Annotated in this window: 12 protein-coding genes and 1 pseudogene; 6 read left to right on the top strand and 7 right to left on the bottom strand. The window is 65.2% G+C overall.

Annotation, left to right across the window (positions count from 1 at the left end; all coding sequences use genetic code 11):
* Positions 1-47: 47 nt before the first annotated feature.
* Entirely contained in the window at positions 48-692 is a 645-nt protein-coding gene (locus tag QW861_RS09840) for an HAD hydrolase-like protein (protein WP_315711750.1), read from the bottom strand.
* Between the two features lie 272 nt (positions 693-964).
* On the opposite strand from QW861_RS09840, the gene QW861_RS09835 reads away from it, so the two are divergent.
* The 3 genes from QW861_RS09835 to QW861_RS09825 all read left to right on the top strand — a co-directional run bounded on the left by QW861_RS09835 (position 965) and on the right by QW861_RS09825 (position 2,999).
* Positions 965-1,957, top strand: a complete 993-nt coding sequence (locus QW861_RS09835; RefSeq protein WP_316165342.1) for a lipase family protein — start codon at positions 965-967, stop codon at positions 1,955-1,957.
* Positions 1,958-2,118: 161 nt separating this feature from the next.
* The gene (locus tag QW861_RS09830) at positions 2,119-2,433 is read left to right on the top strand and encodes a hypothetical protein (protein ID WP_316175352.1); all 315 of its coding nucleotides are present in this window, start codon (positions 2,119-2,121) and stop codon (positions 2,431-2,433) included.
* Between the two features lie 236 nt (positions 2,434-2,669).
* Complete coding sequence (locus QW861_RS09825; RefSeq protein WP_316175353.1) at positions 2,670-2,999, top strand: hypothetical protein; 330 nt, start codon at positions 2,670-2,672, stop codon at positions 2,997-2,999.
* Between the two features lie 191 nt (positions 3,000-3,190).
* Here QW861_RS09825 and uvrA read toward each other — a convergent pair whose 3' ends face one another.
* The 6 genes from uvrA to QW861_RS09795 form a co-directional block, all read right to left on the bottom strand.
* Complete coding sequence (gene uvrA, locus QW861_RS09820) at positions 3,191-6,184, bottom strand: excinuclease ABC subunit UvrA (protein WP_316175355.1); 2,994 nt, start codon at positions 6,182-6,184, stop codon at positions 3,191-3,193.
* Positions 6,185-6,460: 276 nt separating this feature from the next.
* Complete coding sequence (locus QW861_RS09815; protein WP_315827541.1) at positions 6,461-7,105, bottom strand: porin family protein; 645 nt, start codon at positions 7,103-7,105, stop codon at positions 6,461-6,463.
* A gap of 293 nt (positions 7,106-7,398) precedes the next feature.
* Positions 7,399-8,139, bottom strand: a complete 741-nt coding sequence (locus QW861_RS09810; protein ID WP_315827542.1) for an outer membrane protein — start codon at positions 8,137-8,139, stop codon at positions 7,399-7,401.
* Between the two features lie 212 nt (positions 8,140-8,351).
* Positions 8,352-9,137 (bottom strand): outer membrane protein, encoded by a 786-nt coding sequence (locus tag QW861_RS09805; protein WP_315827543.1) that lies wholly within the window; start codon positions 9,135-9,137, stop codon positions 8,352-8,354.
* A 264-nt stretch (positions 9,138-9,401) separates the two neighbouring features.
* Positions 9,402-10,157 carry an outer membrane protein gene (locus tag QW861_RS09800; RefSeq protein ID WP_316170186.1) on the bottom strand — a complete coding sequence of 252 codons (756 nt, stop codon included), beginning with the start codon at positions 10,155-10,157 and terminating at the stop codon, positions 9,402-9,404.
* Between the two features lie 192 nt (positions 10,158-10,349).
* A complete protein-coding gene (locus tag QW861_RS09795) occupies positions 10,350-11,105 on the bottom strand; it encodes an outer membrane protein (RefSeq protein WP_315711763.1) in 756 nt (251 codons plus the stop codon).
* Between the two features lie 462 nt (positions 11,106-11,567).
* On the opposite strand from QW861_RS09795, the gene QW861_RS09790 reads away from it, so the two are divergent.
* The 3 genes and pseudogenes from QW861_RS09790 (at position 11,568) to QW861_RS09775 (ending at position 13,224) form a co-directional block, all read left to right on the top strand.
* Positions 11,568-12,065: a single-stranded DNA-binding protein gene (locus QW861_RS09790; RefSeq protein WP_315711764.1), complete on the top strand. Its 498-nt coding sequence runs from the start codon at positions 11,568-11,570 to the stop codon at positions 12,063-12,065.
* A gap of 114 nt (positions 12,066-12,179) precedes the next feature.
* Positions 12,180-12,811: pseudogene (locus tag QW861_RS33980) on the top strand (HD domain-containing protein).
* A gap of 14 nt (positions 12,812-12,825) precedes the next feature.
* Positions 12,826-13,224 (top strand): DUF2306 domain-containing protein, encoded by a 399-nt coding sequence (locus QW861_RS09775; RefSeq protein WP_315827547.1) that lies wholly within the window; start codon positions 12,826-12,828, stop codon positions 13,222-13,224.
* The last annotated feature ends 23 nt before the right edge of the window (positions 13,225-13,247 follow it).

Here is a 13,247-nt window from a genome sequence, read left to right as displayed (position 1 = left end):
CGAGGCTCGTCATTATCCCTGCATGTCGCCGGCGGCGCTGATGCAGGCTACGAATCTCGTCTGGCGGGCACCACCAACCGCTCCACGATCTCGTCCATCCGGGTGAACAGCATCTCCGGTTGGTGGTCGCGCAGCGCCTGCTCCGCGGCATAGCCCCATGTCACCGCGCCGAAGGCGATGCCGGCGGCACGCGCCGCCTCGATGTCGCGGGTCTCGTCGCCGATCGCGATGGCCTCTGCTGGGTCGACGCGCAGCCGCTTCAGCACCCGGCGAAACTTCCGTGCCTTGCCGAACACCGAGGCCGAGCAATCGAAATCGGCGAACAGCCCGGCGCGCGATCCGAGCTTCTGCCGCGCGTTGGCCTCGCTGTCCGACGAGACCAATGCGAGCATGGTGCCGTTCGCGGCAAGCGTGTCGAGCATGATGTCGACGCCTGCGAACAGCGGGATGCTCGCTGCATGCGCCGTCTTCAGTTGGCGCACGTGGCGCGCGATGAAGGGCAGCTTCCAGCGCGGCACCTGAAGGAAATCGAGGATCTCACGGGTCGAGGCATGGCGGAGCCCGTCGATGTCCTCGTCCTTCACCTGACGAAAGCCGAAGCGCTGCGCGACGACGTTCACGTGGGTGCGAAACCACGGGAAGCTGTCGGCGAGGGTGCCGTCGAGATCAAAGATGACGAGAGAGTAGGGCATCGCGCGAGGTGAGCGTGGCGAGGAGCTGATGATCGTCGAGGCGTGTCGTCCTGCGACAGCCTGCGCCATAGCAATGGGAGGGGCGGCGCGCAATGAGATGCGATCATTGCGTGTCGCAGCTCCACGGTGACGTTTGATGATCAGGGGTTGAACATGTTGTGATGTGCACCTGGAGATAACGCGGTCTATCATCCCGGTGGGCCGGCGGATCAGGGTCTGCCTGCCCGATTTGATCGAAATTGTTTTCATCATTCAAGCCAGAGAGATTTCACATGGCCCTCAACAAGGTTGCTGCAGCGTATCTGTCCTACTTCGCCTATATCGACGACGCGCTCGATGTGGTTCAGCCGAGCGATTTCGTGGCGATGCTGAAGTCCGTCCCATCGGGTGCGGCGAACGGTCCGTGGTCGCTATGCTGGGGCCCGGCGGTCAACAACGGCGTGCTCGCCTACGTCGCGCAAGGCAGCGACGGGAGCTACGCGGTGGCGTTCCGCGGCACCGATGTTGATGGCTCGGTCGCCGGCGCGTTCGAGAACGTGCTCGCCGATGCCGATGCTGTCTTCCAGGTGCCGTGGCTGTATCCGCAGCAGGCCGGAGCGCCGCTGCAGATCAGCGCCGGAATCAACGACGCGCTGGCGCTGGTCATCGCGCTCACCGATCCCACGACGGACCTGTCGCTGCTGGACTATCTGCGCGGCCTTGCGGCCAAGCAGAACCTGCAACTGATGGTGACCGGGCACAGCCTCGGCGGCGCGCTCGCCGTGGTGGCGACGGCGTGGCTGCAGGACCAGTTGCCGAAGCTGAACTCGTCGCTGACGTTCACGCTGTGGCCGCACACCTTCGCGGCTCCGACGATGTGGAACGCGGGCTTCGCGACGACCTTCGCAAAGAGCTACACCTATTACGCGGCGGTCAACAGCAACGACATCGTGCCGATGGCCTGGGCCAACCTGAACGGAATTCTCGGTACCTATCCGCCGCCGGCGCCGGTCCTGAAGGATACCAACTACTACTCGATCTACAAACCGCTCGAGTGGCTCAGCGCAGCGATCCCGACCTATACGTCGATTGCGCCGAGCAATCCGGATCTGTTCACGATCACGCCGATCGTCGAGGCGAACGACTCCTGGACCGCGGAAGCCGGCTACATGCATTCCATGCAGCTGCAGTATTTCCCGCATGCGACCGGCACGAAGGCGCCGCCGCTGCCGGGAGTCACCAAGACCGGCGTGGCGCGGCCACGGGCGGTCGCCGTCGCGGCCTGAGCGCCGCAGGGCAGCTTTTGCGGGGCTGGGTTCGCTCAGTCCTGCAAGGGGGCTCGGTGCGGCGGCCGATCAACCTTTCATCACGATTATTGTGAGTGTGCGCTGCGGGAACGCCTGGCGCCGTGCGGTGGTTGACCCCGCACAGAAGCGAGGAGAGAGACATGCAACGTACGATCAAGATGGCCGCGCTGGCCGGAGCCACGCTGGTGATCGGCACCGCCGCCGCGTCCGCGCAGGGCTATGCCCGATTCGGCGACTCCATGGCCTGGGTGCCGCCGGCGCAGACCTCCGATTCCGAGCCGGTGTATGGCGGAGCGCCGGCGCCGGCCTACGCGCCGGGTCCGGTGGCTGGCCCAGTGGCCTGGGGCGGCGGTTACAACGGCACCAACCATCCGACCCCGGGCTCGACCCAGGGCGATGTCGGCCCGTCCGGCAACAACAACGGCACGCTGACCGGCGCCTACCGGCAGTGGTAGTTGCCGTCTGGCGCTGAAGTGAGTCGATCAAGCCCGCCGCTCCGACAAGAGCGGCGGGTTTGTCGTCTGAGAGGACGCCCAGTCGCTTGCGAGATGATGCGACCAGCTTCCGGATCATCTGATCGCGGCAACGTGAGCGCCACGTTGTGTCGCACACATGTTGTGGCGGGTGGCGGAACTGCCGGGGCATGACGATGGTTTGTTCCTCGATGAATTGGGAACAACGGAGCAAGTTCATGACACGCACGTTTGGATTGGCCGCGCTGGCCGCCGTCACGCTGGTCGCCGGCACGATCGGCGCCTCGGCCGGCGAATACGGGCCGGGCGGCTACGGCTATGGCGGCCAGGTCACCAGCACCTATGCCTACCGCGACTCCTTCGCCTGGGCGCCAGGGCCGGTCTATGAGGAAGGCTACGTCGCCGTCGCGCCGGGCCCGTATGACGGCCCGGGCTGGGGCGCCGGCTACAACGGCACAAACCACCCGACCCCAAGCTCGACCCAGGGCGACGTCGGACCGCGCGGCAACAACAACGGCACGCGGAGCGGGTATTATCGCCAGTGGTAATCTGAGTTCGTTGCAGAAACATCGAGCCCGCCGCTCTGCAGGGAGCGGCGGGCTTTGCTGTGATGAACCGGTATCGACCACATGCGTCATTGCGAGGAGCGCAGCGACGAAGCAATCCAGAGTCGCGTACGCGGCCCTGGATTGCTTCGCTTCGCCCGCAATGACGATCGATACAAGGGAGTTGAGGGCAACTACTCCGCCGCCTCGCTGGCCGCGCCGCGGCCGCGCTTCTTCGGCTTGGCCGACTTCTCCAGCACCGGCTTGAGGAACTGGCCGGTGTAGCTGCGCGGCGCCTTGACGATATCTTCCGGCGGGCCCCAGGCGACGATCTCGCCGCCGCCGTCGCCGCCCTCGGGGCCGAGGTCGATGACCCAGTCGGCGGTCTTGATGACCTCGAGATTGTGCTCGATCACGACGACCGTGTTGCCCTGCGCGACCAGCTCGTGCAGCACCTCCAAGAGCTTCTTGACGTCATGGAAGTGCAGGCCCGTCGTCGGCTCGTCCAGGATGTAGAGCGTGCGGCCGGTGGCGCGCTTGGACAGCTCCTTGGCGAGCTTGACGCGCTGGGCCTCGCCACCGGACAGCGTGGTGGCCTGCTGGCCGACATGGATGTAGTCGAGGCCGACGCGGCGCAGGGTCTCGAAGGTGTCGCGCACGCGCGGCACCGCCTTGAAGAACTCCGCGGCCTCCTCGACGGTCATGTCGAGCACGTCGGCGATCGACTTGCCCTTGAACAGCACGTCGAGCGTCTCGCGGTTGTAGCGCTTGCCCTTGCAGACGTCGCAGGTGACGTAGACGTCGGGCAAAAAGTGCATCTCGATCTTGATGACGCCGTCGCCCTGGCACGCCTCGCAGCGGCCGCCCTTGACGTTGAAGGAGAACCGGCCGGGCTCGTAGCCGCGCGCCTTGGATTCCGGCAGGCCGGCGAACCATTCGCGGATCGGCGTGAACGCGCCGGTATAGGTCGCGGGGTTGGAGCGCGGCGTGCGGCCGATCGGCGACTGGTCGATGTCGATGATCTTGTCGATATGCTCCAGCCCCTCGATGCGGTCGTGCGGCGCGGCTGCCTCGTTGGCGCCGTTGAGCTTGCGTGCGATCGCCTTGTAGAGCGTGTCGATCAGGAGCGTCGACTTGCCGCCGCCGGACACGCCTGTGATCGCGGTGAACAGGCCGAGCGGGATCTCGGCCGAGACGTTCTTCAGATTGTTGCCGCGGGCATTGACGACCTTGATGGTGCGGCGATGGTTCGGCGGCCGCCGCTCCGGCACCTCGACCTCGAACTCGCCGGTGAGATATTTGCCGGTCAGCGACGCCGGATTGCGCATGATCTCGGCCGGCGTACCCTCGGCGACGATGTGGCCGCCATGGGTGCCGGCGCCGGGGCCGATGTCGAGCACATAGTCGGCGAGGCGAATCGCGTCCTCGTCATGTTCGACGACGATGACGGTGTTGCCGAGGTCGCGCAGCCGCTTCAGCGTGTCGAGCAGGCGGGCATTGTCGCGCTGGTGCAGGCCGATCGACGGCTCGTCGAGCACGTAGAGCACGCCGGTCAGCCCCGAGCCGATCTGCGACGCCAGGCGGATGCGCTGGCTCTCGCCGCCGGACAGCGTGCCGGAGGAGCGCGCCAGGGTCAGGTAGTTGAGGCCGACGTCGAGCAGGAAGGTGAGGCGGTCGCGGATCTCCTTCAGGATTCGCGTGGCGATCTCGGTCTGCTGCGCGTTCAGGGCCTTCGGCACCTCGGCGAACCACTCGCCGGCCGCCTTGACGGAGAGGTCGCTGATCTCGCCGATGTGCTTGTCGCCGACCTTGACGCACAGCGCCTCGGGCTTCAGCCGAAAACCCGTGCAGCCGGCGCAGGGCACGTCGTTGAAGTATTTGCCGAGCTCCTCGCGCGCCCACTCGCTCTCGGTCTCGCGGAAGCGGCGCTCGATGTTGGTGATGACGCCCTCGAACGGCTTCTTGGTGTCGTAGGCGCGGACGCCGTCCTCATAGGTGAACTTGATCTCGTCGTCGCCGGAGCCGTGCAGCAGCGCGTTCTGCGTCTTCTTCGGCAGATCCTTCCACTTGGTGTCCAGCGTGAACTTGTAGAACTTGCCGAGCGCGGTCAGCGTCTGCAGGTAATAGGGCGACGACGACTTGGCCCAGGGCGCGATCGCGCCCTTGCGCAGGGTGACGTCCTTGTCGGGAATGACGAGGTCGGCATCGACGTGCTGCTCGACCCCCAGGCCGCCGCATTCCGGGCAGGCACCGTAGGGGTTGTTGAACGAGAACAGCCGCGGCTCGATCTCGGGGATCGTGAAGCCGGAGACCGGGCAGGCGAACTTCTCCGAGAACAGGATGCGCTCGGGCCCGCTCTTGTCGTGGATCTTTGCGGTTTTCTTCTTTTCCTTCTCCTCCGCCGGCGCGGCCGAGGCGGGAGCGTCCGCGAACTCGATGACGGCCAGGCCTTCGGCGAGCTTCAGCGCAGTCTCGAAGCTTTCTGCGAGACGCTGGCCGATGTCGGGGCGCACGACGATGCGGTCGACGACGACGTCGATATCGTGCGGGAACTTCTTGTCGAGCGTGGGCGCCTCGGCGAGCTCATGGAAGGTGCCGTCGATCTTGACGCGCTGAAAGCCCTTCTTGAGATATTCGGCGAGCTCCTTCTTGTACTCGCCCTTGCGTCCCCGCACGACCGGCGCCAGCAGATAGAGGCGGGTGCCCTCGGGCATCGCCAGCACGCGGTCGACCATCTGCGAGACGGTCTGGCTTTCGATCGGCAGGCCGGTCGCCGGGGAGTAGGGCACGCCGACGCGCGCCCACAGCAGGCGCATGTAGTCGTAGATCTCGGTGACGGTGCCGACCGTCGAGCGCGGGTTCTTCGAGGTCGTCTTCTGCTCGATCGAGATCGCCGGCGACAGGCCGTCGATCTGGTCGACGTCCGGCTTCTGCATCATCTCCAGGAACTGGCGGGCATAAGCCGACAGCGATTCGACGTAGCGGCGCTGGCCCTCGGCGTAGATCGTATCGAAGGCGAGCGAGGATTTGCCGGAGCCGGACAGGCCGGTGAACACGACGAGCCTGTCGCGCGGGATCTCGACGTCGATGTTTTTCAGATTGTGCTCGCGGGCGCCGCGGATGGTGATGGCCCGCAGGCTCGACTGGTTGGCTTGCGCGCGCTGCTTGGCCTTGAGCACTTCATCCATGACGATCGTCCCACGGCGCAGAGTCGCGCCATCGTTGCAGGCGCGTTTCGCCGGAAGCCGGCCATCGGACGCCAGGGGGAAAAGGTATGGTCGGAACGTAGGAAGAACGGAGCTGGATTTCCAGTGCCGTCAGCGAATCATCAACAATGCGCTCAGGGAATGGCAGCGACTGGCAGGAGGCTGCCGGTTCCGTCCTGTTTTGTGCACGATCCCACAAAGAAAAAGCCTCCGCTCTGGCAGAGCGGAGGCTGTGTGCGTTGGCCCGGAGGCAAAAACTTAGAAGTGGTAGTTGATGCCGACCTGACCGGAATGCACGTTGAGGGTGCCGGTCGTGAGCGTGCCGAGGCCGGTGAAGGTGTAGCTCTCGCCACCGAAGCTCTTGTAGAGGTACTCGCCCTTCAGCGACCAGTTCGGGGCGAACATGTACTCGACGCCAGCGCCGACGGTCCAGCCGGAGTGGATCTTGCTGTCGGCAGCGGCGAAGCCGGGGGCCGTCAGCGAGATGCGGTTGTCGGCCCAGGCGTAACCACCGGTCGCGTACAGCAGGGTCGGGCCGAAGGCGTAGCCGATGCGGCCGCGGACAGTGCCCCAGTCGCGGATCTTGGACTCGGCGTTGACACCGAGCGCGCCGACGTTTGCGTTGATGTCGGCCCAAGCGGCGTCGGCCTCGAGGCCGAACACGACAGCACCCTGCTGCCAGTTGTAGCCGACGGTGCCGCCGGCGAAGCCGCCCTTCATGGCCGCGAAGTCAGCATTCTCGTTGGCATAGCCGCCCATGGCACCGATGTAGAAGCCGGTCCAGGTCAGCACCGGCGCGGCAACCGGGGCCTTGGTGTAGGTCGGGCGTGCGGCAAGATCAGCGGCGGCAGCGGGAGCGGCCAGGGCGGCCAAGGCCACGGTCGCGAGCAGGATCTTCTTCATTCCAGTCTCCAGTTTATTTTTATTCCTCGAAGTCCGCATCGCACCGATAAGCTTACGCACGAAACAGACTCACCCGTTCAAGTTGACGAGGTTCCTATAGCCCGGTTCCGTACGGATTACCGTCACCCTGAAGACACACTCGCGCCCAAACCGCGTTTTTACGGCCAAGTTCCAGAAAGCCTATGTCACTCAGTTACTTGGTTCCGGGTGTGGCGAGCCGGCAAGGTGGCATCAGGGCAACAAAAAAGGCCGGCTTTCGCCGGCCCTTCTCGGAACCTGTCGGTTTGCAGGCATCAGTACTTTGCGATGACCGGGCCGCCGAAGTGGTAGCTGAGGCCGGCCTTGACCGTGTGAACGGTGTCCTTCCACTCGGAGCGGTTGAGCGCCGCAGCGCTGTACTGGATCGTGCTCTTGCCGAAGTCGAGATAGTTGTACTCGAGCTTGGCCGACCAGTTCGGCGCGAACATGTATTCGGCGCCGGCGCCGACCGTATAGCCCCAGCGGGTGGTGTTCTGGCTGAAGACGTTGCCGGGCACGCCGTCATAGCGATGCTGCAACTGGCCCACCGCGGCGCCGCCGCTGACGAAGAACAGGGCGGGACCGGCGGCATAGCCGAGGCGGCCCTTGATGTCGCCGAAGCTGGTCAGCTTGGTGAAGAAGGTGTCGCCGACGCCGGCATTGACCACGGCGGAGCGGCCGTTGATGTCGGCCCAGTGATAGTCGCCTTCGAGGCCGAACACGACGTTGTCGACCTGCCAGTTGTAGCCGACCACGCCGCCGACGAAGCCGCCATTGGTGTTGTAGTTCTGGGTGCCCAGGAAGCCCGGCGCATTGAAGCGGCCGAGGAAGGTCTCCTTGCTGGTGCCCCAGCCGCCGCCGCCCTGGATGCCGGCGTAGAGGCCCGACCAGCTCAGGATCTGCGCGACCATCGGCGGCGCCTTGGTGTACGGGCGGGCCGCCATGTCGGCCGCCGACGCGGATGTGGCGGATGCGATGCCGACGAGCGCCGTCGTGATCACAAGCAACTTCTTCATCAAATTCTCCCCCGGGAGGTTGGAATGACAAGCGATGGGCAAGTCATACACAGGGCATCCCGGAGAGGCTGTAACGCGCCCGCCACAGAAATGAAAAAGCGTTATATATCATATATTTAGCACAAAAACGCCGCGACGCTGCCGGGCTGTTGACACGAAAAAGGCCGGCGCGAGGGCCGGCCTTTCCGAATGCGTGCGAGCGGCGGCTTTTTTCAGTAGCGCGTGCCCATCGGCGCCCCGAATCGATAGTTCACGCGGACGGTCGCCATGTCGATGTCCTGCTTGATGGTATCGACGCGCGACAGCACGGTTGCGGTGGCCGGGAAGCTGATGTCGCGCGAGCCCATGAACAGGTGGTCGTACTCGACGGCGACCGACCAGTTCGGCGCGAAGCCGAACTCGACGCCGGTACCGACGGTGCCGCCCCAGCGGGTCTCACTGGCGGAATCCAGCAGCGTGCCGACCGGGAAGGGCGCGGCCGCATTCGCCGTGCCGGTGTATTTGTTGTGGGTGACGGCGGCGCCGCCCTTCACGTACCAGAGCACGTTGCCCCAGGCGTAGCCGACCTGGCCGGTGAACAGGCCGATCGCATCGGTCTTGGTGGTGTTGGTGATGCCCGCGGCCAGCGCAGCCGTGCTCGCATTGGACGACTTCAGGTCGGTCCAGTTGCCCTGGGCCTCGACGCCGAACACCCAGCTCGCCGCCTGCCAGCGATAGCCGACCTGGCCGCCGATGAGGCCGCTCGAGGCGTTGTGGCAGCCTTCGGACTGGGTCGGCACGACCGCCACGCCGCCGACGCGGTTGAGCGTCCAGCAATTGTGGCTCCAGTCGGCGCCGCCATTGACGCCGAGGTAGAACCCGGCCCAGCTCGGCAGCGGCGTGACATAGGCCGGCGGCGGCGCCTTGCTGTAAGGGCGCGTCGCGAAGTCGGCCGCCGAGGCCGGCGCCAGTCCCAGCGCCGCGGCGCTTGCGGTCAAGATCAAGGTCGTCTTCTGCATTCGTCTCTCCCCAGTCCCAATACACCACGCTCCGGATCCCTCCGATCCGGGCCCACGCGAAGGTGGCCTGTGGCTGGTTGTAAGGGAGACTGCTTTCCAAACTCGTGACCGGGACGAGCCGTGTGGCGGGATGTGCCGATCGTGCTTAAGCGCGGGTAAAGACGGCGACTGCCAGAGCCGACGGGGGGAGCTGTGTCACAGCGTGAGTGACGACAGGCCGGGCAAGCGCCGCCGCGTGAGATCCCGAGTGTCAGCCCTCGAGGGTCAGTGCTTGGAAACGACGGGACCGCCCCAGCGATAGTTCACGCGGACCGTCGCCATGTCGACGTCCTGGCCGACCGCATCGGTCCGGCCCGCGGCTCCAAGGGGAACACCCGAGAAGCCGAAGGTGCGGTTGCCCATGAACAGGTGCTCGTATTCGGCTGCGACCGACCAGTTCTTGGCGAAGCCGACCTCGACACCAGTCCCGACCGCAGCCCCCCAGCGCGTGGCGCTGGACACGTCGAGCACCACGCCCGTGGCCGTGGAGAGGCCGTTGTACTTCTCACCCGCGACCGCGGCGCCACCCTTCACGTACCAGAGCACGTTGTTCCAGGAATAGCCGATCTGGCCGGTGAACACGCCGATGCCGTTGATCTTGGTCTGGTTGGTCACGGCCGGGGCGAACTGGCTGGTGTTGCTGCCCTTGAGGTTGGCCCAGTTGCCTTGACCTTCGATGCCGAACACCCAGCCGCCAGCCTGCCAGCGATAGCCGATCTGGCCGCCCGCCAGCGCGCCGGTCGCATCATGGCAGCCTTCCGCGTTGGTTGCGGCCACGCCGGCAAAGCTGACCTTGTTGGTCCAGCAGGTGCGGGCCGCTGCGCCACCGGCATTCAGGCCGATATAGAAGCCACTCCAATCATAGATCGTCGTGATCATCGCAGGCGCTTTGGTGAAGGTGCGCGCGGGCAGATCGGCAGCGATGGCCGGCGCAATCCCCAGCGCCAGCGAAGTTGTCGCCCCCAGCAACAGCCTTCTCATCGCATTCCCCAAACCACGTCCGACGCCCGCACGCACGCTCTCACCAACGCCCACCCGCCGGACGTTGATAGCTCCTTCCGCCGTAAAAAGCCGTCACCCAAAGGACACAACGGCTCGGCAAGTGCCGGTTCTGGCACACAAAAAAGGCCGGCGCGAGGCCGGCCTTTCGACATATTCGCTTTTTGCGTGCAATCAGTAGCGCGACACGATCGGGCCGCCGAAGTGATAGGAGACGCCCGCCTTGACGGTGTGCACGGTGTCGCTCCACTCGGAGCGGTTGGTCGGAACCGCGCTGTACTGAATCGAGCTCTTGCCGAAGTCGAGATAGTTGTATTCGACCTTGGCCGACCAGTTCGGCGCGAACATGTACTCGGCGCCGGCACCGATCGTCCAACCCCAGCGCCAGTTGTTCTGAGCGAAGCTATTGGCCGCGCCACCATTGAGCGCCGCGTCGTAGCGGTGCTGGAGATCGCCGACGGCAGCGCCGCCGCTGACAAAGAACAGCGCCGGACCCGCAGCCCAGCCGAGGCGGCCCTTGATGTCGCCGAAGCCGCGCAGCCTGGTGAAGTAGGTATCGCCGAGACCGGCGTTGACGACGCCCGACCGGCCGTTGATGTCGGCCCAGTGATAGTCGCCCTCGAGACCGAACACGATGTTGTCGACCTGCCAGTTGTAGCCGACCACACCGCCGACGAAGCCGCCGCTGGTGTCATAGTTCTGGGTGCCGGCAAAGATCGCCGTATTCGGCGCCCCGAAGAAGGTCTCGTTGCTGCGGCCCCAGCCGCCGCCGCCCTGCAGGCCGAGGTAGAAGCCGGCCCAGGTCGGAAGCGGCGCCGGCGCCATCACCGGGGCCTTCGTGTACGGGCGGGCGGCGAGATCGGCGGCTCCCGCCGGCGTCAGCGCCCCCAAAACCATCAAGCTGACAGCTCCGAGAAAAATTCGTTTCATCCCAAGTCTCCCGCGTTGGGCGTCTCCAAAATGGTCCCCGGAGACGCTCGTCTGTGAAGTTGGTGCGACCACGCTTGCGGCCCCAATCCATCCTCAAATATACGCGATTCAACCCTGGATACCGTCTCCCAAAAGCCACAGCCGAGGAGGAAGTGAGGCTGGCTAACTTAATGAAAGTTAATCCCTTTTTCGTGAATAAGGGAACTTTTTCCGGGTTCCATTGCGAGAACTTGCGGTTCCATCGAGTTCCGTGGAACTCGACGCACGGTTGTAGACATATGCGCGCGAACAAAACTGGAACAATGGCCTTCCGCCTGCTATATGTGGATAAACAACGGACAGGGCGGGTGGACCGCGCGGCAACCGTATAGGGTCCGCCGCGAGAGGAAGGGTTAGCCACCGGACGCCGTGAGGCCGGTGTGGACGGCCGGTCCGATGATCGAGAACCGCGGGAGAGTGGTGATGGCGGGTAGTGTGAACAAGGTGATTCTGGTCGGCAATCTCGGCAAGGACCCCGAGATCCGGCGCACGCAGGATGGGCGGCCGATCGCCAATCTGAGCATTGCGACGTCGGAAACGTGGCGCGACAAGGCGACAGGCGAGCGCAAGGAAAAGACCGAGTGGCACCGCGTGGTGATCTTCAACGAAGGTCTTTGCAAGGTCGCCGAGCAGTATTTGAAGAAGGGCGCCAAGGTTTACATCGAGGGCGCGCTGCAGACCCGCAAATGGACCGATCAGAGCGGTGTCGAGAAGTACTCGACCGAGGTCGTGCTGCAGGGCTTCAACTCCACCCTGACGATGCTCGATGGCCGGGGCGGCGGTGGCGGCAGCTTCTCCGATGACATGGGTGGCGGTGATTTTGGCAGCAGCGGTCCGTCGATGGCGCCGCCGCGCCGCGCGGTTGCTTCGGCGGGCGGTGGCGGACGCAACAGCGACATGGACGACGACATTCCGTTCTGAGGCGCGCGCGGACGCTGCTGATGCGAGCCGGCTTGCCCGTGTCTGGACGGCAGGCCGGCGGTCATCCGAGGGGGGCGGCCGGGGTGCTGCAAGCGATCGTGCGAGGTTGGTACGATGATGGAGGCTGTGGCAAGGACCCTCGACTTCTATCGGCTCGCCGAGGGCCTGAAGCGCGAGTTGCGCCACAGCTGGCTGTCTGACGGGCGCCGCGAGAGCGTGGCCGAGCATAGCTGGAGCATGTCTCTGCTCGCGTTGCTCGTGCACCGTCATCTCGAAAGACCGGTCGAGATCGATCGCGTGCTGAAGATGATCATCGTCCACGACCTCGTCGAGGCGCTGGTCGGAGACGTCCCCTTCTTCGAGACCGGCAGCCGAAAGGATGCCAAGGTCGCCAAGGAGCGCGAGGCGATCGAAGTCATCCGGTCGCGCTTGCCCGGGGAGGCGGGCAGGAGATATTCGACCTGTTCCATGAATTTGAGGCGAAGCTCACGGCGGAGGCCAAGTTCGCCGCGGCGCTCGATCACCTCGAGGTTCAGATGCAGCACAACCTTGCCGATCTTGGGACCTGGGAGCCCGTCGAGTACAATCTCGTCTACACCAAGATGGACGCGGTATGCGCCCATGACGCTATGCTCGTCGAACTGTGCGGGCTGGTGAAAGGCCAAGCCGAAGCCAAGATGCGTGCTGGCAGCGTGGATGTCGACGCAATCAAGGAACGTCTGCACGAGCTGCGGGCTGCGATCTAGCTCTGGGGGCTGCCATGAGCTTCGCGCCGCTGCTCGACGCCGAGCCCGCCGTCCAGCTGCACGCCGTCGCCGCGATGACGGCGTTCGCGCTCGGGCTCGTTCAGTTCGCCGCCCCGAAGGGGACCGTGCCGCATCGAACGGTCGGCTGGATCTGGGTCGCGCTCATGGTTGCCGTTGCAGCCAGTTCGTTCTGGATTCACACCATCCGGTTGGTCGGTCCATGGAGCCCGATCCACCTGCTGTCGATCTACACGCTGGCCGTGCTGCCGCTGGCGGTGTGGGCTGCGCACCGGCACCGGGTGGCGGCCCATCGCCGGGCCATGATCATGCTGTTTTCCGGCGCCCTGGTGATCGCCGGACTGTTCACGCTGCTGCCGGGACGCATCATGCACAAGGTCGTCTTCGGGCCGTAGCCGAAGACGGTTCCCGGAGCCTG

The organism is Bradyrhizobium sp. SZCCHNRI1029 (genome assembly GCF_032487555.1).
Taxonomy (GTDB): Bacteria; Pseudomonadota; Alphaproteobacteria; order Rhizobiales; family Xanthobacteraceae; genus Bradyrhizobium.
This window is presented reverse-complemented; position numbering and strand designations above follow the sequence as displayed.

What these genes read in the sequence shown, in the direction of transcription:
- QW861_RS09840 (WP_315711750.1), bottom strand. Translation starts at nt 692, where the DNA reads ATGCCCTACTCTCTCGTCATCTTTGATCTCGACGGCACCCTCGCCGAC.
- QW861_RS09800 (WP_316170186.1), bottom strand. Translation starts at nt 10,157, where the DNA reads ATGAGAAGGCTGTTGCTGGGGGCGACAACTTCGCTGGCGCTGGGGATT.
- QW861_RS09795 (WP_315711763.1), bottom strand. Translation starts at nt 11,105, where the DNA reads ATGAAACGAATTTTTCTCGGAGCTGTCAGCTTGATGGTTTTGGGGGCG.
- QW861_RS09815 (WP_315827541.1), bottom strand. Translation starts at nt 7,105, where the DNA reads ATGAAGAAGATCCTGCTCGCGACCGTGGCCTTGGCCGCCCTGGCCGCT.
- QW861_RS09790 (WP_315711764.1), top strand. Translation starts at nt 11,568, where the DNA reads ATGGCGGGTAGTGTGAACAAGGTGATTCTGGTCGGCAATCTCGGCAAG.
- QW861_RS09835 (WP_316165342.1), top strand. Translation starts at nt 965, where the DNA reads ATGGCCCTCAACAAGGTTGCTGCAGCGTATCTGTCCTACTTCGCCTAT.
- QW861_RS09825 (WP_316175353.1), top strand. Translation starts at nt 2,670, where the DNA reads ATGACACGCACGTTTGGATTGGCCGCGCTGGCCGCCGTCACGCTGGTC.
- QW861_RS09805 (WP_315827543.1), bottom strand. Translation starts at nt 9,137, where the DNA reads ATGCAGAAGACGACCTTGATCTTGACCGCAAGCGCCGCGGCGCTGGGA.
- uvrA (WP_316175355.1), bottom strand. Translation starts at nt 6,184, where the DNA reads ATGGATGAAGTGCTCAAGGCCAAGCAGCGCGCGCAAGCCAACCAGTCG.
- QW861_RS09775 (WP_315827547.1), top strand. Translation starts at nt 12,826, where the DNA reads ATGAGCTTCGCGCCGCTGCTCGACGCCGAGCCCGCCGTCCAGCTGCAC.
- QW861_RS09830 (WP_316175352.1), top strand. Translation starts at nt 2,119, where the DNA reads ATGCAACGTACGATCAAGATGGCCGCGCTGGCCGGAGCCACGCTGGTG.
- QW861_RS09810 (WP_315827542.1), bottom strand. Translation starts at nt 8,139, where the DNA reads ATGAAGAAGTTGCTTGTGATCACGACGGCGCTCGTCGGCATCGCATCC.